Annotated in this window: 16 protein-coding genes; 9 read left to right on the plus strand and 7 right to left on the minus strand. The window is 64.5% G+C overall.

Features of this window, described 5'->3' with window-relative positions:
* Positions 1-136 precede the first annotated feature (136 nt).
* The 6 genes from topA to rpmG all read left to right on the plus strand — a co-directional run bounded on the left by topA (position 137) and on the right by rpmG (position 7,850).
* The gene (gene topA / locus E5162_RS13360; protein WP_135945776.1) at positions 137-2,848 is read left to right on the plus strand and encodes a type I DNA topoisomerase; all 2,712 of its coding nucleotides are present in this window, start codon (positions 137-139) and stop codon (positions 2,846-2,848) included.
* On the plus strand, positions 2,845-5,127 hold the full coding sequence (rnr, locus tag E5162_RS13365; protein ID WP_135945777.1) for a ribonuclease R: 2,283 nt from the start codon (positions 2,845-2,847) through the stop codon (positions 5,125-5,127). Before topA ends, rnr begins: the two co-directional genes overlap by 4 nt.
* Positions 5,128-5,185: 58 nt before the next feature.
* Positions 5,186-5,806 (plus strand): NUDIX hydrolase, encoded by a 621-nt coding sequence (locus E5162_RS13370; RefSeq protein ID WP_233342104.1) that lies wholly within the window; start codon positions 5,186-5,188, stop codon positions 5,804-5,806.
* Positions 5,807-5,823: 17 nt separating this feature from the next.
* Complete coding sequence (locus tag E5162_RS13375) at positions 5,824-6,414, plus strand: hypothetical protein (protein ID WP_135945778.1); 591 nt, start codon at positions 5,824-5,826, stop codon at positions 6,412-6,414.
* Positions 6,415-6,422: 8 nt separating this feature from the next.
* The gene (locus E5162_RS13380; RefSeq protein WP_135945779.1) at positions 6,423-7,598 is read left to right on the plus strand and encodes an MFS transporter; all 1,176 of its coding nucleotides are present in this window, start codon (positions 6,423-6,425) and stop codon (positions 7,596-7,598) included.
* Between the two features lie 84 nt (positions 7,599-7,682).
* Positions 7,683-7,850: a 50S ribosomal protein L33 gene (gene rpmG / locus E5162_RS13385; protein ID WP_135945780.1), complete on the plus strand. Its 168-nt coding sequence runs from the start codon at positions 7,683-7,685 to the stop codon at positions 7,848-7,850.
* Positions 7,851-7,937: 87 nt separating this feature from the next.
* On the opposite strand, the gene E5162_RS13390 is transcribed toward rpmG, so the two are convergent.
* Together E5162_RS13390 and E5162_RS13395 are read right to left on the minus strand one after the other, a co-directional pair.
* Positions 7,938-9,302, minus strand: a complete 1,365-nt coding sequence (locus tag E5162_RS13390) for a PleD family two-component system response regulator (RefSeq protein WP_135945781.1) — start codon at positions 9,300-9,302, stop codon at positions 7,938-7,940.
* An 11-nt stretch (positions 9,303-9,313) separates the two neighbouring features.
* Positions 9,314-9,679 (minus strand): response regulator, encoded by a 366-nt coding sequence (locus tag E5162_RS13395; RefSeq protein ID WP_135945782.1) that lies wholly within the window; start codon positions 9,677-9,679, stop codon positions 9,314-9,316.
* A 183-nt stretch (positions 9,680-9,862) separates the two neighbouring features.
* On the opposite strand from E5162_RS13395, the gene E5162_RS13400 reads away from it, so the two are divergent.
* Both E5162_RS13400 and E5162_RS13405 read left to right on the plus strand, forming a co-directional pair.
* Positions 9,863-10,780 carry an ROK family protein gene (locus E5162_RS13400; RefSeq protein WP_135945783.1) on the plus strand — a complete coding sequence of 306 codons (918 nt, stop codon included), beginning with the start codon at positions 9,863-9,865 and terminating at the stop codon, positions 10,778-10,780.
* Positions 10,777-12,045, plus strand: coding sequence for a DNA polymerase IV (locus tag E5162_RS13405; protein WP_135945784.1), 1,269 nt, complete (start codon positions 10,777-10,779; stop codon positions 12,043-12,045). The genes E5162_RS13400 and E5162_RS13405 overlap by 4 nt, the downstream gene beginning before the upstream one ends.
* A gap of 8 nt (positions 12,046-12,053) precedes the next feature.
* Here E5162_RS13405 and E5162_RS13410 read toward each other — a convergent pair whose 3' ends face one another.
* Entirely contained in the window at positions 12,054-12,758 is a 705-nt protein-coding gene (locus E5162_RS13410; protein WP_135945785.1) for a glutathione S-transferase family protein, read from the minus strand.
* 32 nt (positions 12,759-12,790) lie between these two features.
* Positions 12,791-13,687 carry an alpha/beta hydrolase family protein gene (locus E5162_RS13415; protein ID WP_135945786.1) on the minus strand — a complete coding sequence of 299 codons (897 nt, stop codon included), beginning with the start codon at positions 13,685-13,687 and terminating at the stop codon, positions 12,791-12,793.
* 125 nt (positions 13,688-13,812) lie between these two features.
* On the opposite strand from E5162_RS13415, the gene E5162_RS13420 reads away from it, so the two are divergent.
* Entirely contained in the window at positions 13,813-14,274 is a 462-nt protein-coding gene (locus E5162_RS13420) for a RidA family protein (RefSeq protein ID WP_135945787.1), read from the plus strand.
* Between the two features lie 392 nt (positions 14,275-14,666).
* On the opposite strand, the gene E5162_RS13425 is transcribed toward E5162_RS13420, so the two are convergent.
* The 3 genes from E5162_RS13425 to E5162_RS13435 all read right to left on the minus strand — a co-directional run bounded on the left by E5162_RS13425 (position 14,667) and on the right by E5162_RS13435 (position 17,641).
* Positions 14,667-14,921: a GlsB/YeaQ/YmgE family stress response membrane protein gene (locus E5162_RS13425; RefSeq protein ID WP_135945788.1), complete on the minus strand. Its 255-nt coding sequence runs from the start codon at positions 14,919-14,921 to the stop codon at positions 14,667-14,669.
* Between the two features lie 566 nt (positions 14,922-15,487).
* Positions 15,488-16,792, minus strand: a complete 1,305-nt coding sequence (locus E5162_RS13430; protein ID WP_135945789.1) for an EAL domain-containing protein — start codon at positions 16,790-16,792, stop codon at positions 15,488-15,490.
* A gap of 192 nt (positions 16,793-16,984) precedes the next feature.
* Positions 16,985-17,641 (minus strand): YiaD family glycine zipper/OmpA-like lipoprotein, encoded by a 657-nt coding sequence (locus E5162_RS13435; protein ID WP_135945790.1) that lies wholly within the window; start codon positions 17,639-17,641, stop codon positions 16,985-16,987.
* Positions 17,642-17,750: the final 109 nt, after the last annotated feature.

A 17,750-nucleotide genomic window follows, 5' to 3' on the forward strand; every position in this document is an offset into this window, starting at 1 on the left:
CTTTACGGGTGTTTTATCGACACATGCCTTTCGCGTGCAAGCGCAGACCTCGGTTGACTTGCGAAGGCCCCTCGCCCAACTTCCCCCGCCGTTCGCCGGGTGTTCCGGTCGTGCCATATTTCCCGAGTCAGTATTCATGCAAGTTGTCGTCGTCGAATCTCCGGCCAAAGCCAAGACCATTAACAAGTATCTCGGCAAGGATTACATCGTGCTGGCCAGTTTTGGCCATGTACGTGACTTGCCGGCGAAAGATGGTTCCGTCCGCCCGGACGAGGATTTTGCCATGGAGTGGGAAGTCGACGCCAAGTCGGCGCCCAAGCTGAAAGCAATCGCCGACGCGCTCAAAGAGGCCGATACGCTCGTTCTGGCCACTGACCCGGATCGCGAGGGCGAAGCGATCTCCTGGCACCTGCTCGAAGCGTTGCAGAAGCGCCGCGCTCTTAAGGGCAAGCAGATCCAGCGCGTGGCCTTTAATGCGATCACCAAGAAGGCCGTTCAGGACGCCATCGCCAATCCGCGCGAAATCGACATGGAGCTGGTGGAGGCCTATCTGGCGCGCCGCGCGCTCGACTATCTGGTCGGCTTCACCCTGTCCCCGGTGTTGTGGCGCAAGCTTCCAGGCTCCCGCTCGGCGGGGCGCGTGCAGTCAGTGGCACTGCGTCTCATCACCGAGCGGGAATCGGAGATCGAGCGTTTCAAGCCGGAAGAATACTGGTCCATCGAAGCGGATATGCGATCGGGTGGAAGCGACACCTTCCGCGCCAGGCTGACCCGGTTCGAAGATCAGAAGATTACGCGCCTGTCGGTCAAGAACGAGACGCGTGCGCGCGCCGCCGAAAGCGCCATCCAGACTGCCGAGTTCACCATCGCGGCAGTCGAGGCCAAACCGACCAGGCGCAACCCGCCTCCCCCTTTCACGACGTCCACTCTCCAGCAGGAAGCGTCGCGAAAGCTCGGCTTCGATGCGGCCCGCACGATGCGCACCGCGCAGCGCCTGTATGAAGGTGTCGACATTGGCGGCGAGACGGTCGGTCTCATTACCTATATGCGGACAGACGGCGTGCAGATGGACGGCAGTGCCGTGGCCGCAGCGCGCTCCGTCATCGGGGACACCTATGGCGACGACTATGTGCCGGACGTGCCCCGCGCCTATTCGTCCAAGGCGAAGAATGCGCAGGAAGCGCACGAAGCCATCCGCCCGACCAGCTTCTCGCGCAAGCCCGGCGCGATCCGTCTGGATAGCGACCAGGCCCGCCTCTACGAGCTGATCTGGAAGCGCGCCATGGCCAGCCAGATGGAAAGTGCGCGCCTGGAACGCACCACGATCGACCTGGAGAACAAGGACACCACGCTCGCCCTGCGCGCCACGGGCACGGTCGTGACCTTCAACGGCTTCTTCGCGCTCTACCAGGAAGGGCGCGACGACGAGGAAGACGAGCAGGAAAGCCGTCTGCCCAAGGTCGAACAGGGTGCCGAGGCCACCGCAGACAAGACCCATACCGAGCAACACTTCACCCAGCCGCCGCCGCGCTTTACCGAGGCGTCGCTCGTCAAGCGTATGGAAGAGCTCGGCATCGGCCGGCCCTCCACCTACGCCTCGGTTCTCTCGGTGCTGCGCGACCGGGATTATGTGCGGATGGACGACAAGCGCTTCGTGCCCGAGGACAAGGGCCGGGTCGTCATCGCGTTTCTGGAAAACTTCTTCACCCGCTACGTCGAATACGACTTCACTGCGGATCTGGAAGACCAGCTCGACAAGGTCTCCTCCGGCGATCTGGACTGGAAGGAATTGCTGCGCCGGTTCTGGACCGATTTCTCTGCCAGCGTGGAGAGCATTGCCGACCTGCGCATTGGCGACGTGATCGATGCCATGAACGAGGCTCTGGCGCCGCTCATCTATCCCGAGCGCGAGGACGGCTCGGATCCGCGCATCTGCCCCAAATGCGGCGAAGGCGCGCTCTCGCTGCGTCTCGGAAAACACGGGGCGTTTGTGGGCTGCTCCAACTACCCCGACTGCCGCTTCACCCGCCAGCTCGGCGGGGCAGACGGGTCCGGCAACGGCATCGAAGGCGACGGCGAGCTGGGCGAAGACCCGGAGTCCGGTCAAACGGTCTATCTCAAGGATGGACGCTTCGGGCCATATGTCGAAGTGGCCCTTCCGGGCGAGGACAAGCCGAAACGGACCTCCGTGCCCAAAGGTTGGAGCGTTGAGGACATCAATCTCGACAAGGCCCTCATGCTGCTGCGCCTGCCGCGCGAAGTCGGCAAGCACCCCGAAGACGGTGAAGTGATCGAGGCGGGCCTGGGGCGCTACGGTCCCTTCGTCAAGCATGGCAAGACCTACGCCAATGTGGAATCCATCGATGAGGTCTTCGAGATCGGTTTGAACCGGGCCGTCACCCTGATCGAGGAAAAGAAGGCCAATCCGCGCGGACGCGGCGCGGCCGCTGCCCCGCTCAAGGAGCTGGGCGAACACCCTGAACAGGGCGGTCCGATCCAGGTCATGAAAGGGCGCTACGGTCCTTACGTGAAGCACGGCAAGGTCAACGCGACCCTGCCCAAGGACCTCGATCCGGAAAGCGTCACGCTGGAGCAGGCTGTCGAGATGATCGCCGCAAAGGCGGCCAAGGGCGGCGGGACGAAACGTAAAGCCCCGGCGAAGCGTTCTTCGAAAGCTGCCACCAAGGCGAAACCTGCCAAGGCCAAGAGCGCTGCGTCGAAGACGGCCAAGTCGAAGACGGCGAAATCGGCAACCGCCAAGAGTTCGACCGCCTCGAAGACCAGCGCGACGAAGAAGACTGCATCGAAATCGTCGGGATCCACGACAAAGGCAAAGTCCGAGAATTGACCGATAACCCATTCAAGGCCGGCGGATTCACCCGCGACGCGCTGATCGAGACGATCAAGCTTGGAGAGGGACGTTTTACCAAGCGCGAGATCGCTCGCGCCCTTTCGTTGAAAGGCGAACAGCGTGTGGCCCTCAAGGAAGCGCTGCGCACGCTGGAGGTCGAGGGCGCAATCCGCAAGACCGGTCGCAAGGAATACGTGGTCGGCGCAGACCTGCCGCCTGTGACGGTGCTTGAGGTGATCGACACCGACATCGACGGTGAGCTGCTCGCCGACCCGGTCAAGGAAGAGCTGAAAGGCCCCACCATCCGGCTCGCTCCAGGCGAGGGATCCGGCAGGAGCGGCGATGCGCTCGGGATCGGCGACAAGGTACTGGCCCGTCTCGAACGCCTTGCCGATGGCAGCTATGAAGCGCGCCTGATCAAGCGTCTGTCCGGCGAAGAGCGCGCCAATCGCATGCTCTGTGTCTTCCAGGTCAGCAGCAGCGGGCGCGGCTCGCGCCTGAAGCCGGTCGACAAGCGCAACAAGCATGACCTGATCCTCGCCCGGGACAACAAGCTGAAGCCGGAAGACGGTGACCTGGTTCTGGTTCGGATCGCCGGCGGGCGTCACCACGGACTGAAATCGGCAGTCGTCGAGGAAATTCTCGGCTCGGCCAACAGCCCGCGTGCCGGCTCCATCATTGCCCTTGAGGAACACGATATTCCCCAGGCGTTCTCTGACGCCGAGCTCGCCTATACCGAGAAGCTCAAAGAGGCGCGCCAGGGCCGTCGCGAGGATATGCGCGACATCCCGCTGATCACCATCGACCCGGTCGAGGCCCGTGACCATGACGATGCCGTCTGCGCCCTGCCCGATACCGATCCTGCCAATGAAAACGGATGGATCGTCTACGTCGCGATCGCCGACGTCGCCACCTACGTCGACGGCGGCTCTCCGCTGGATCGCGGCGCACGCAAGCGCGGCGTATCGGTCTATCTGCCCGACCGCGTCGTGCCCATGCTGCCCGAACGGCTGTCGAACGATCTGTGCTCGCTGGTCGAGGATCAGGAACGGCCCTGTCTCGCCGTGCGCATGGTCTTCGATGCCAAGGGCCACAAGCGGGCCCACCGCTTCATTCGCGGCTGGATGAAAAGCCACGCGAAACTGGCCTATGAAGAGGCACAGGCAGCAATTGACGGCCGGGGCAAGGGCCGGGCCGAAACGCTGCGAAAAGACGTGCTTGAGCCGCTCTGGGGAGCCTATGGGGCTCTGAAGGCGGGCCGAGAGCGTCGTGAGCCGCTGGAAATCGATGCCCCTGAGCGCAAGGTGAAGGTTGGCGAGGATGGCCGCGTCACCGGTATCGAGACTCGCGAACGCCTTGATGCGCACAAGCTCATCGAAGAATTCATGATCCAGGCCAACGTCGCTGCCGCAGAGGCCCTGGAAGAAAAGCGCATGACGCTCATCTACCGGATCCACGACGAGCCGGGATCGGAAAAGCTCGAGAACTTCTCCGATTTCCTTCCCACTGTCGGTCTATCCTGGACCAAGGGCGACCGCGTCACCCCGGCCCGGTTCAACCGCGTGCTGGATGCCGCGCGAGGCGGCGATCACTACGAGACCGTGAACGAGGTCGTTCTGCGCAGCCAGTCCCAGGCGGTCTACGACACCCAGAATATCGGCCATTTCGGACTGAACCTTGCCAAGTATGCGCACTTCACCTCGCCGATTCGCCGCTATGCTGATCTGACTGTCCACCGGGCGCTGATCCGCGCTTACGACCTGGGCGACGGCGGGCAGAGCGACGAGGAACGCAGCCAGCTTCAGGCGATCGCGGAAGAGACCACCTCCAACGAGCGCCGCGCCATGGCGGCAGAGCGCGATGCGACCGATCGCTTCATCGCCGGCTGGCTGGCCGACCGGGTCGACCAGGAGTTTTCCGGGCGCATTACCGGCGTCACACGCTTCGGCGCCTTCGTGCGCCTGAAGGATACCGGCGCCGACGGGCTGGTGCCGATATCGACGCTCGGCAACGAGTTCTTCCGTCACGACGAGAGCGCACACGCCTTGGTCGGAGACCGGACCGGGGCCACCTACAGGCTGGGCGCAGAGGTGACCGTGCGTCTGGTCGAGGCGACCCCGCTGACCGGCGGACTGCTCCTTGAAATCCTCACCCCCCCGGAATCGGGTAAAGGTGGTCGTGGTAAGAGTAGTAGTAGGAGTCGGCGCGGCCCTCCCGGTTCTCAGAAGAAGAAGCCGGGCTCACGGCCGCCGCGACGATCGAAGCCCCGACGGTAGCCCCATCGCCAAGACGACCGCACAACCGCGCGCCCTGCGCCCCAAGCTGGCAGCCTCGCTGATCCTGACGCGCGAGCGCCATAACGGCGAGACCGAGCTCCTTCTCGGCCGGCGGTCGGGAGGCCACGTCTTCATGCCGCAGAAATACGTCTTCCCTGGCGGACGTGTCGATCGGCGCGATGGCTTCGCCCCCCTCGCCCGGGAACCGGGAAGCGAGGTCATGGGTGTACTGACGCGCGTGCTGACGGAGCGCCGCGCCCGCGCTGCGGCGGCCGCCTCCATCCGCGAAACTGCCGAGGAGACCGGGCTGCTGCTCGCCGAACCGCGCCCGATCGAAAAGCCCTCGCGCGACTGGGCGCCGTTTGCAGAAGCCGGCGCGGCACCGACCGCCGCGCCGCTCCAGCTAGTCACGCGTGCCATCACCCCGCCGGGCCGCCCGAGACGGTTTGACGCCTTCTTCTTCCGGGCCGATGCAGAACACCTTCACGGCAGCACGGCACTCGCCGGCTCAGGCGAGCTGGAGGATCTGCGCTGGGTCTCCCTGGACGACGCCCATGGCCTGGACATTCCGATGGTCACCCGCTTCGTTCTGGGCGAGTTGAGTGAACATCTCAAAGGCAAGGCTCCGATCCGGTGGGCACGCCCCACCCGCTCCGGCCTCGCACTGGAGGAGCTGTGAGCACCCGGCCCAGAGACATGAGCGCGCTCATCGTGGGCGACCCGCATTCGCGCAAGCTCGCCTTGGGCCGGATCGGCGACCGCCTGATGCTGCCCATGGTCCCGCTAGAGGCCGCCGACGGGCGTCAGGCCGACTCTCCGCGGATCAGCCGCAAGCGCCTCGGCGCCGCTGAATTGCGCGCCGGTGCCTTCATGGATGCTGCGCTGCGGTCCGGTTTCGAATGCCTCGGCATGCTCATTGCCCGGCCGGTGCTTCACCCGGTCGGCCCGCGAACCCGATCCGGCCTGTGGTCGCGCCTCGCGCGCCACCGGCTTGAACCTGACCGAAGCGCGCTGACCTATCTGGGGCGGATGATTTCGCCGACCGACGCACAATCGCGCCAGCATGTTCGTGTCTTCGCGGCACCGGTTGCCCGGGTGACCAACTCACTGAAGATTCGGGGCAGTTGCGACCGCACGATATGGATGACCCCTGAAGCAGCCGACAGGGCTCTCAACGGGACGGGGCTGGAGGCATTTGCCTCAATGTCGTTATCGGCCATGGGTGGTCGCCCGAGGCCTCTCCTGGTGTCATGGCGGGAGGGACGCCAACGCCAGTCCCGGTTATAAGCGCGCGGATGATGCTGCGCCGCCTGACCGATCCTGCCTATGGACGTGCCCGCTCGCTGGCCGCGGCGATGCTTGCCGCAGCCTTGTCGGGCTGCGGTTTCGGCCTCTTGATGCCGCTGGTCGCGCTCAATCTGGAAATGATGACAGGCTCGGCCGTGGTCGTCGGCACCAACGCCGCTGCGGCGGCGCTCTCGACCATGGTAGCAACGCCCTTCATCCCGGCCCTCCTGTCGCGCTTCAGGGCGCGCGGGGCCATGGTCGTCAGCCTCGTACTCAGCGCTGGCGTCCTCGTTCTCTTTCCGCTCATGCGCGACGTGACACTCTGGTTCGTGCTGCGCTTTGCGGTCGGCGTGACGATCACGGTCGTGTTTGTCGGTAGCGAAACCTGGATCAATCAACTCGCTCGCCCGGAACGCCGTGCAAGCCTGCTCGCTGTCTACGCCACCGTGTTGTCGGGCGGCTTCGCAGTCGGCGGTTTGCTTCTGGCCACGCTGGGCGCGTCGGGCTGGCTGCCCTGGCTCGTGGGGGGCGCGATCTATCTCTTCGGCGCGATCCCGATCCTGCTCCTGCGTGGGCCGGATCTCATGGCACCGGACATGAAGGAGGCCGGCCCGCGCGCCATGCTCGCCGCTGTACGCCTCGCGCCCATCGCAATTCTGGCCGGGCTGCTCTTCGGCGCACTGGAGACCGGAATATTCTCGCTCTTGCCCGTTTATGCAGAGCGCCTGGGCCTCAGTGTCGGCACGGTCGGTCTGCTCGCTTTCGCCGGTGCCGCAGGCGGAATCGCCTTGCAAATCCCGATCGGCCAGCTTGCCGACCGGCAGGGTCGTGCCGCCACCCTGCTGCAGGTGGCGGCGATCAGCGTCGCGCTGCCACTTGTCCTGCTCTGGGTCGGTGCGTTCAAACCGCTGCTTTTCCCGCTCATCTTCGTTTATGGCGGGATCGCCGGGGCGTTCTACACGCTTGGCCTGGCCATGATGGGTGAGCGTCTCACCCCGTCCATGTTCGCCATGGGCAATGCCGCCTTCATTTTCTCCTACGGCGCCGGGCAGCTGGCAGGTCCCCCGGTTTCCGGCACGGCAATGGAGCTGATGAACCCCGGCGGCCTCATGATCGCCTTCGCGGCAACCGCGGCACTGTATCTGGCTATCGCCGGGCTGGTATTCACGCGTCGGCGGCATTGACACAACAGGCTTTGCGGGTATGTTCCGCGGCTCGCAGCGCCGGATCAGGTTCGGCGCGCCCAGATTTTCTTTAGGTGCGCGACAATGGCTAAACCTACCACGATCAAAATTCGTCTGAACTCCACGGCGGGCACGGGCTATTTCTACGTGACGAAGAAGAACGCGCGCACGATGACCGAGAAGCTCGTCCTGAAGAAGTACGACCCGGTCGTTCGCAAGCACGTCGAATTCAAAGAAGGCAAGATCAAGTAAGATCTGCGCCTTTCACAACGCCTGATCAAAAAGGCCGCAGCGCCCGCTGCGGCCTTTTCGCATGTCCAGGACTCTGGGGCAGTGAAGTCAGGCCGCCTTTGCGCGTGATAGGACGATCTGATTGCGCCCGCCGTTCTTGGCGTCGTACAGCGCCGCGTCGGTCCGATCGAGCAGCTGGCCGACCGTTTCCCCGTCCCGCATCTGAGCGACACCGGCACTGACCGTGACGTTGAGCGTATCCCCAGTCGCCTTGACGCTGAAATCCTGGCGCGCCACGGCGGCCCGGACGCGCTCGGCCGCATCCGCAGCACAGTCGGCCGCCGTATCCTTCAAAATAACGAGAAACTCCTCGCCGCCAAAACGGCCGGCGATATCGATCGCGCGAAGCTGGCTCTTCAACGTGTCGGCAAATGCCTTGAGCACGAAATCGCCGGCGGCGTGACCGTGTTTGTCATTGACCTCCTTGAACTGGTCGAGGTCGAACAAGATGACGCTGAGCGGTTCGCCCACACGGGCGAACCCCTCCGCCGCCTGATCCAGACGCGAGGCGAGGTAGCGGCGATTGAACAGGCCGGTCAACGGATCGGTGACGGCGAGTTCGAGACTTTCGTCGAGCCGGTCACGCAGCTTGTCGGCATACCGCGCGCGGCGCAGCTGGGTTCGAATACGAGCCGCCAATTCCCCGGCATCCACCGGACGGGTGACTACGTCATTCACACCAAGATCGAGAGCGCGCACCATCTGATCGCGCGCATCCGGATCGACCACGGCCAATATCGGCGTGTTGCGCGTGGCGGCGTCTGAGCGCACGCGAGCACACACGCGCAAACCGTCAAAATGCTTCGAGGTCAGATCGACAACAACGAGGTCCACGCCTGCCCCGATTGCCTGAACGGCATCTCGCGGGTCACCGAAGCTCTGAGCGGCGACATCGTCAGGCAGCTTCGCGGCCAGGCGAGCCGCCGTTCGGTCGTCAACGGCAACAACTGCGATATGCGCGCCCGACGGCACTTCGACATCAAGAACGGGCTCGCCCTCGGTATCCAGGCTGCGCTCGCGCACCCTTAACTCGTCGGTCAGCTGCTTGAGACGCAGAAGGGATCGCACACGCGCAAAAAGCGCGACATCATCGAGCGGCTTGGTCAGGAAGTCGTCGGCTCCAGCCTCCAATCCCTTGATCCGGTCCTCGCGCTCGTCGAGCGCCGTGACCATGATGACGGGAATGTGCCGGGTGACCGGATTATTCTTGAAATGCCGGCAGGTCTCGAACCCGTCCATGCCGGGCATCATGACATCGAGCAAGACGAGGTCCGGTGTCTGCTCGACACACAGATCGAGCGCCTCCTGACCGTCGGCTGCGCAAAGAACTTCAAAATACTCTGCCGAGAGCCGCGCTTCGAGGAGCCTGCGGTTTGTCTCGATGTCATCGACGATCAAAATCCGCGCGCTCATGCTCGCTCCTGTTAGTCGAGAAAGCTTCGGACGGTGGCGATGAATGTGCTGACCGTAATCGGTTTCGACAGATAGCCCTCGCACCCGCCCTGACGGATTCTCTCCTCATCGCCCTTCATCGCGAAAGCGGTGACCGCAACGACAGGAATCTCGGAGAGTTCGTCGTCATTCTTGATCCACTTGGTCACATCCAGGCCCGAGACTTCGGGAAGCTGGATGTCCATCAGGATCAGGTCGGGCTTGTGTTCACGCGCCATGTCCAGCGCCTTGAGCCCTTCACGAGTCTGATACGTCTCGTAGCCATGGGCTTCGAGCAGGTCACGAAAGAGCTTCATGTTAAGCTCGTTGTCTTCGACAATCAGAACTTTCTTGGTCATGACCTGCAGCATGGCGCTCCCGCACCTCCCCGTGTCACCCCGCCCGTTTTTGGCGTTGGCTGTCTACCCATCCACGAGGGATTAAACACGATCTTCCTTAATCAACGATGAGTCCGATGCTTCCGGTTGGTTAAGGAACAAGATAAGAACTGTTAAGGTTTTTCACAAGCAGGAAAGCGGCTTATGGCGCGTCTCGGCGTGGATCTTGGAGGCACCAAGATCGAAGCGATCATTCTGGGCGATCAAGGTCAGATTATGGCCCGCCGCCGGGTCGCGACCCCGAGTGACTATCTGGCCAAGCTGGACGCCATACGATCCCTGGTACACGCGATCGAAGCAGAGGCCGGAGTGGCAGCTCCGCTACCTGCCGGGATCGGGCATCCCGGTTCGCTCAATCCGCGCACAGGGCTGATGCGCAACGCCAACTCCACCGAGCTCAACGGCCACCGTCTGGACGCGGATCTGGCGCGGACACTGGAACGGCCGGTGCGTCTCGCCAACGATGCAAACTGCTTTGCGCTCTCGGAAGCCCGCGATGGCGCCGGTGCCGGAGCGGGATCAGTTTTCGGCGTCATCCTCGGTACGGGCGTGGGTGGGGGCATGGTTCTGAATGGCCAGTTGATTGAAGGAAGCGGCCGGCTCGGCGGCGAGTGGGGCCATACCGGTTTACCCTGGTCATCTGCGGAAGAGACGCCCGGGCCGAGCTGCAAGTGCGGCCGCGATGGCTGTATCGAGGCCTGGTGTTCGGGCCCCGGCCTGTCTGCAGACCACCAGCGTGAAACCGGAGAGACCCTCGCCGCCGCCGAAATCGCCGGCCGTGCATCGACCGGAGACAGAGCGGCTCTGGCAACGCTTGAACGTCACCACGATAGGGTAGCGCGGGGGCTCTCGAGCGTGATCAACATCTTCGATCCAGAGGTCATCGTGCTTGGCGGAGGTCTGTCCAACATCCCGGGCATCGATACGGCGATCCGCGACGCTCTGCCGCGCTATGTCTTCTCCGACGAAGTCACCACACGCATCTGCCGTCATGCGCATGGGGATTCGTCCGGCGTGCGCGGTGCGGCCTGGCTGTGGCCGGACACGAGGGGCCCCTCATGAATAGCGCTGCAGGCTGGTGCCGGCGTTGCTTCAACCCGGTGTCCGGGCAGGACCGGGCTTGCCCAACCTGCGGATCGAGGCGACTGGTACGCCATGCGGAGGCCAGCACACTCTCCATCGCGCATATCGATTGCGACGCGTTCTATGCGGCTATCGAGAAGCGGGACAATCCTTCGCTGGAAGATCAGCCCGTCATAATCGGCGGAGGACGCCGCGGCGTGGTCTCGACGGCCTGTTATGTCGCCCGCCTGTACGGCGTGAAGTCGGCAATGCCGATGTTCAAGGCGCTCAAGCTGTGCCCGGACGCGGTCGTGCTCCGTCCGCGCATGAACGTTTACGCCAGCGAGGGGCGGCGCATCCGCGAGATGATGCAGGACGTCACTCCGGCGGTGGAGCCCCTGTCCATCGATGAGGCCTTCCTGGACCTGACCGGAACGCAGCGTCTGCATGGCGCGGCTCCCGCCCTGACCTTGATCAAACTCCAGTCCCGGGTCCGTGAAGAAGTCGGCGTCACGGTTTCGGTGGGCCTGTCGTTCAACAAATTCCTGGCCAAGACAGCGTCCGACCTCGACAAGCCGGACGGCTTCGCGCTGATCGGAGAGGCGGAGGCACGGGCATTTCTGTCACCGCGTCCGGTTGGCTCGGTCTACGGGGTCGGGCCGGTCTTTGCGAAGAAACTCGAACGTGAGGGGCTGAAGACGCTCTCTGACGTCATCAAGGCGGGCGAGCACGCCATGATCAAGCGCCATGGCGAGACCGGACAGCGCCTCTGGCGCCTGGCCCAGGGCATCGATACACGCCCGGTCAACCCGGAGCGCGAGCGCAAGAGCGTTTCGGCCGAGACCACGTTCGACACCGATATCTCGAATCTGGACGAGCTGGAGAACCGCCTCTGGCCGCTTTGCGTGAAAGTCGCCGACCGGATGAAGGACAGCACAATCGCCGGCCGGGTCGTCACGCTCAAGCTGAAAACCGCCGACTTCAGAACGCTGACCCGCCGGCGCACGCTGCCGGACAGCGCACAATTGGCCGACACGCTATTCCGTCATGCGCGCGAGATGCTGGCGCGGGAGAAGCCGGGACAGCGCTACCGGCTGATCGGGGCGGGCTATTCGGAACTCGAGCCGGCCCACGGCGATGCCGGCGATCTGCTGGACCCCAACGCATCCCGGCGCGCCGCGGCGGAGCGGGCCATGGATGCTGCGCGCCAAAAATTCGGCAGTGCCGCCGTGCAAAAAGGCCGGATGCTCAAGCGCGATCCCTGACCGGGCGCCTATTCGGTCACGAAGGCGGCAGGCACGCGCCGGTCCTCGACCAGCTCGCCCACCCGCGCGATTTCCGCATCGTGGCCCGGCTCGCGGTAGGGCTCGCTCAACGCATCCGACGCCCAGTCGGTCATCGCCGGACGGGCCAGGACATGCTCGACCCAGCCCATGGCGCGCGGCGAGACCGACAGGCCGTAGCTGGCAAAGCGGAAGGCGACCGGGGCGAACATCGCGTCCACCGCGCCGAATTTTGAACCGGCCAGGAACGGACCGCCGAACCGCTCGAGGCCTTCGCTCCATATCTCGTCGATGCGGTCGAGATCGCGCTGTAGTGCCGAGGTGACCTGGTGAAGGCGCACGCTGACGCCCACGCTCATGGAACACAGGCTGCGCAGCGCGGAAAATCCCGAATGCATTTCACACGACACCGCCCTCGCCCAGGCCCGGGCCTCGCGTTCGACAGGCCAGACACCCTCATGGACCTCGGCCAGATACTCGGCGATGGCCAGGCTGTCCCAGACGCGCAGCGCGCCGTCCTCAAGGCAAGGCACCATCCCGTTCGGAGAAAACTCGCGAAACCGCTCGAAGCTGGAACCCTCCGGCGTGAACGGATGGAGCCGTTCCTCGAAGGCGATGCCCAGCTCCTTCATCAATATCCAGGCGCGCAGCGACCAGGAGGAGTAGTTCTTGTTGGCGATATTCAGGACATACATGCGCCTGTCTCCTCCCGGTTTTGCGCGCCGCGTCAGGCGGCGCGCCGCGCCTCTTCGCACGATAGCCAGCGCCAGATCTGCGGCCAGAACACGTCGGCCATGGCCGGGTGGAAGAGGCCGTGATGGCCGATCTGGCCCCGGCCGAGATCGGACCGGCTGACGATCTTCATCTCGGTCGGCGCCGTCTCGTACTGCTCGAGCAGCCAGCGCGAGGTGGCCGGGTTGGCGATCGGGTCGTCATCGGGCACCCAGGCGCGGATCGGATGATCGAAACTGGCATATCGGCTGAGCAGGCCTTCCTCGGCCAGCCTGTCGCGGAAATAATCCGGGCGCACGCCCCAGTCGCGCCAATCCTTCCAGACCCCCGGCGGCAGGGCTTCGCCCTTCCACAAAAGACCCTTGGGGATGTATCCGTGCGTCGCCAGGAAGGCCGGGCCGAAGATACGCCAGAAACTCCAGGCGAACGTCTTCATCATGCCGCTATGCTTGGCCCAATAGCCTGAGGACGAGGAAAGCAGCGCCACGCGCCGCAGCGGCAGATCCTCGGGCAGCAGCGCCACAAAATGGCCGCCGACCGAATGGCCGATCACGTCGAGCGGCTTGCCCGGAAAGCGCTCGGTCACCGCCCGGGCGGCCGCGGGCTGGTCGAACCGGCCCCAGTCCAGCATCGTGGCCGGATCCTGCGCGACCGGGCCGGACAGCGAGGCGCCCTGACCGCGATAGTCGTAGGTCAGAACCGCCCAGTTGCAGCGCGCCGCCGAGCGGGCGAAGGCGTCGTAGAATTCCTTGCGGTAGCCGGTCGCGGCATTCACGGTCATCACCGCGCGCACGGTTTCGGGCATGTAGAGGCGGCCGGCCAGCAGGCGTCCGTCGGCGGCGGCAAACTCGATATCGGTCACTTCCAGTTGCGGTTCGGCGAAATCGCGCATCGACGCCTCCACTCCTTCGCCCCCTTCGCTTCGGCCCTGCCCCTCACAGCGGTCAGCGTGCATTGCCGCGTACCGCCTGCCAAGGATATGAAGGCTATAGCCAGCAAACTCAAGGAGTGACCGCCATGTCGACGATTGACGCCCGCCTGCGCGAACTGGGCATTGCCCTGCCCGAAGCCGCCGCGCCGGTAGCCAATTACGTGGCGTTCGCCAGGACCGGCAACACGGTCCACGTCTCCGGCCAGATCGCGTTCGGCCCTGACGGGCTGATGACGGGCCGGGTCGGCGACGAGGTCGACCTGGCAACCGCGCAGAAGGCCGCGCGCCTGTGCGCCATCAACCTGATCGCCCAGTTCAAGGCGGCGTGCGAAGGCGATCTCGACCGGGTGGTCCGGGTCGTCAAGCTGGGCGGGTTCGTCAATGCGGATCCTGGCTTCACCGACGTGCCCAAGGTGATCAACGGGGCCAGCGACCTGATGGTGGACGTCTTTGGCGAAGCCGGCCGTCACGCCCGCAGCGCGGTCGGATGTTCGGTCCTGCCGCTCAATGCCGCCGTCGAGGTCGACGCCGTCATCGAAGTGCAGTGAGAGTCGAAACCGCCGGAAAAGCGACTCCTACTACTACCACGACTCTCATCCTGCCGGAGGATGCGCGGGGGACCTATACGGATTGAGAAAGAGCCGGCGCGCAGTGTGGGGGCGTCAGGGGCGGGCGGGGATAAGCCCGGGGAGCGCGGTGCCGATCGCCGTGTTCGACGGAAACAGGCGTGCGTCCCCATTTTTCCAGTGTCCCCGTTTTCCCCTCCCCTCATGCTGAGGCGGCCGCGAAGCGGCCTCGAAGCATTGGAAGGCGAGCGGAAAAAGCCTCCCGCCTCTTCCCCGGCGGAAGCCGGGGTCCAGAGATCGTGAGGTTCCGCCTGTCCTTCCTTGGCCCTGACTTTCGTCAGGAAAGAGACGAAGCAGACGGCCAGAGAGCGCCGTCAGGCGCGCCGGACCAGGCGGAGCAGGAGCAGGATCACGACGGCGCCGGCGGTCGCGCCGATGATCGAGCCGACGATACCTGAACCGATGGCGATGCCGAGCTGTCCGAAGAGCCAGCCCCCGACAAAGGCGCCGACAATCCCGACGACGATGTTTCCGACCAGGCCAAAGCCATAGCCCTTCACGATAATTCCAGCCAGCCAGCCGGCAATGGCGCCGATAAGCAGCCAGATAAGCAGCGCTTCAATGGTCATGATGATCTCCCCGATGCCGCATCGAGCAGGACTGCACCGGCGGCGAAGAAAGGACTATGTGAACATTGAGGTTTAAGCGGGGCATCGGGTCAGGAAGCCGGGCGCGACGGGTTTGTCTGGCGAAGCCTTGTCTGCAAGTGCGCCCGCGCGAGCAGCCTCCAAGAGATGCTTGTGCGTTGAAGCTGTGCTCCGGGATTTCAGTGCTTATGGCTGAAACCGCGGCCAACGTCAGGAAGAGCGGGGCTCGGGGCAGACAGGATTGTCTTTCTTTCCTGACGAAAGTCAGGACCCAGGAGAGGACGGGGCTGTGTCATCGGATGACAGCGCTCCACGAGCTCTGGGTCCCAGCTTTCGCTGGGAAAGAGAAATTTGGATCGGTTTTGAAAACCCCAACCCCCGGTCCTTCCAGGCCCGCCCATTATGCCACAGCACGCACATACAAGGATGAGGGTGTCGGGCGACATCGCAGGATCGAGAGCACGGGCCGTTAGGACAATCTCCCTGCCGTCCCGGATCTGCGCTTTGCTGCGCCCGGAATTTCAGAGCGTGTGATTGTCTGAAAGACCCTACCCGGCGCGGCGGTGGCCGGCGCTGGCGTAGTCGGTTTCGGCGATGACGTCCTCGCGCACCGGGCGCGGGGCGCCGAAGAGGTGGCCCTGGGCGTAACCGACATCGAGGTCGAGGACTTCGACGACCGTACTTTCGGTCTCGATCTTCTCGGCCACGAGATCGACGCCGTAGCGCGCGAACAGGCCGGCAATGTCTTCGGACGCGATGGCGCCGGGTTCGCGCCCGGCAATCGGCTCAGCGCCATGGGCGGCATCCACCAGGCGGCGGCCCTCCACCTTGGCAAAGCGCACGCCGGCGCGCTGCAACTCAGCCAGGTCCATGGAGAGGTTGGAGACCTGATCGATGGAGAAGCGGAATCCGTAATCGGCCAGGCGCGCCATGTTGCGCGCCGCAGTCGCCGAGCGGCCCTCGAAGGCGGCCTGGGTCATCTCGAAGATCAGCGAGCCGGCCAGATCCGAATTGCGGCGCAGGAAATCGAGGAAGGCGGGGAAGAATTCCTCGTCCGCGATGGAGCGCAGCGAGACATTGCAGAAAATCCCGATCCGGCGGTCGGACTTGGTCAGGCGCCGGATGATCTGCACACAGCGGAACAGCATCAGATTGTCGAGATCAGTGATGAGATTGGCGTCCTCGGCCGCCTGCAGGAAAGCCGCGGGTGCGAGCACCTCGCCCTTCTCGTCGCGCAGGCGGGAGAAGCCTTCGTAGAAATACGTCCGCCGCTGGGGCAGGCTGACCACCGGCTGCAGGTAGAGATCGATGCGGTTGGCATCGAGCGCCGCGCGTACGATGTCGGGATCGGCCGCATCGGTGAGATTGGCCGCGGTCGACTGCCCGGCACGTTCCAGACGGCTCATCAGGTCCGCGATCAGGCGCTCGTCCTGCGGGTTTTGCGCGCGCGCGGCGCTGGCGGGAATCGAATAGCCCTCAACGCCCTCGACCGCATCGGACAGCTCGTAGGCTTCCTCCGCGTGATCGCCGTCCTCATGGCGAGACGCAGCCGCCCCTTTGCGCTGCGGACCGGTTCCTGTCTCGACGGTTTCGAGACGGGTCTGGACCTCTTCGAGCTCTTCAAGCAGGGACATGTTCGCGGCGCGCAGCTCGTGCAGGTCGCGCGCCAGCGTGCGGCGTTCTTCCGCGCGTGCCGCGGCGGCGTGAACCTGGCCGGCGATCAGGAAGACCACCGCGCCCATGATCCAGGCAAGGCCCGAGGACAGCAGTCCGAAGCGCTCGAACGCCAGCGATGCGACGACTGCAATCATCGCATAGGTCAGAACTACCAGAACATCGCTGACGCGGGGCATGGGTCTTACCGTCACTCTCGTTCAAGTCTGGGTCCGCACTCGCGACCAGGTCTTCGGTCCTGGCCGGCGAGTCACTTACCCGGTTCGATCCTAAACTGAGTTAACCGGACTTGACAGGTCGTTAACGAAACGGCCCGCCGGCGAGCGCCGGCGGGCCGTCAAGACTTCGGTTCGAACGCTCGAACCCGTCTATCAGCTCTGCGTGTGCGGCGCGATCTTGATTTCCACGCGGCGGTTGGCTGCCCGGCCCGCATCGGTGTCGTTCGTCGCGACCGGCGAGGATTCGCCCATGCCCGCGACATAGAGACGGTCACGCATGACACCGCGCTGGATCAGCGCCTGGGCCACGGAGGACGCCCGGCGTTCGGACAGAAGCTGGTTGTAGTCGGCCGCGCCCACCGAGTCGGTGTGCCCGATCACGTCGACATAGGTCGCCGGATAGGTTTGCAGCACATCGGCCACATCGTTCAGGATCGGACCGAAGCGCGGCTCGAGTGCAGCGGAATCGGTCGCAAACGTGAGATTGCCCGGCATAACCAGGACCAGCTCGTCGCCCACGCGGCGCACGGTCACACCGGAATCGCGCAGACGCTGGCGGAACTCGTTTTCCTGGCGGTCCATGTAATTGCCCGTGGCACCACCGGCCAGCGCGCCGACACCCGCGCCGATCAGCGCGTTGCGGCGATCGTCGCCGCCCGCCAGCGTGCCCAGCAGGGCCCCGGCAGCCGCGCCGGCGAGGACGCCCGTGCCGGTGCGATTCTGATTCACATTGCCGTACTGGTCGGTGGTGGTGCAGGCGGCGGCAAAGCCGAGCGCCAGACCGGCGGCGAGAATGGAACGAAATTTCATGGGATAGTCCCTCCTGAAGGCCAATAACTCAGCCGGATAACCCCCGCCTTCGCCAAGGGTTCCGTGAAATACGGTTCTAACAAGCGCGCACCATAATGAACTGCGGCTG

The sequence above is a fragment of the Marinicauda pacifica genome (assembly GCF_004793635.1).
GTDB classification, from domain to species: Bacteria; Pseudomonadota; Alphaproteobacteria; order Caulobacterales; family Maricaulaceae; genus Marinicauda; species Marinicauda pacifica.

Bases quoted from the DNA above. Each gene is read 5' to 3' on its own strand.
- topA (WP_135945776.1), top strand. From the start codon at position 137: ATGCAAGTTGTCGTCGTCGAATCTCCGGCCAAAGCCAAGACCATTAAC.
- E5162_RS13375 (WP_135945778.1), top strand. From the start codon at position 5,824: ATGAGCGCGCTCATCGTGGGCGACCCGCATTCGCGCAAGCTCGCCTTG.
- E5162_RS13380 (WP_135945779.1), top strand. From the start codon at position 6,423: ATGATGCTGCGCCGCCTGACCGATCCTGCCTATGGACGTGCCCGCTCG.
- rpmG (WP_135945780.1), top strand. From the start codon at position 7,683: ATGGCTAAACCTACCACGATCAAAATTCGTCTGAACTCCACGGCGGGC.
- E5162_RS13390 (WP_135945781.1), bottom strand. From the start codon at position 9,302: ATGAGCGCGCGGATTTTGATCGTCGATGACATCGAGACAAACCGCAGG.
- E5162_RS13395 (WP_135945782.1), bottom strand. From the start codon at position 9,679: ATGACCAAGAAAGTTCTGATTGTCGAAGACAACGAGCTTAACATGAAG.
- E5162_RS13400 (WP_135945783.1), top strand. From the start codon at position 9,863: ATGGCGCGTCTCGGCGTGGATCTTGGAGGCACCAAGATCGAAGCGATC.
- E5162_RS13405 (WP_135945784.1), top strand. From the start codon at position 10,777: ATGAATAGCGCTGCAGGCTGGTGCCGGCGTTGCTTCAACCCGGTGTCC.
- E5162_RS13410 (WP_135945785.1), bottom strand. From the start codon at position 12,758: ATGTATGTCCTGAATATCGCCAACAAGAACTACTCCTCCTGGTCGCTG.
- E5162_RS13415 (WP_135945786.1), bottom strand. From the start codon at position 13,687: ATGCGCGATTTCGCCGAACCGCAACTGGAAGTGACCGATATCGAGTTT.
- E5162_RS13420 (WP_135945787.1), top strand. From the start codon at position 13,813: ATGTCGACGATTGACGCCCGCCTGCGCGAACTGGGCATTGCCCTGCCC.
- E5162_RS13425 (WP_135945788.1), bottom strand. From the start codon at position 14,921: ATGACCATTGAAGCGCTGCTTATCTGGCTGCTTATCGGCGCCATTGCC.
- E5162_RS13430 (WP_135945789.1), bottom strand. From the start codon at position 16,792: ATGCCCCGCGTCAGCGATGTTCTGGTAGTTCTGACCTATGCGATGATT.
- E5162_RS13435 (WP_135945790.1), bottom strand. From the start codon at position 17,641: ATGAAATTTCGTTCCATTCTCGCCGCCGGTCTGGCGCTCGGCTTTGCC.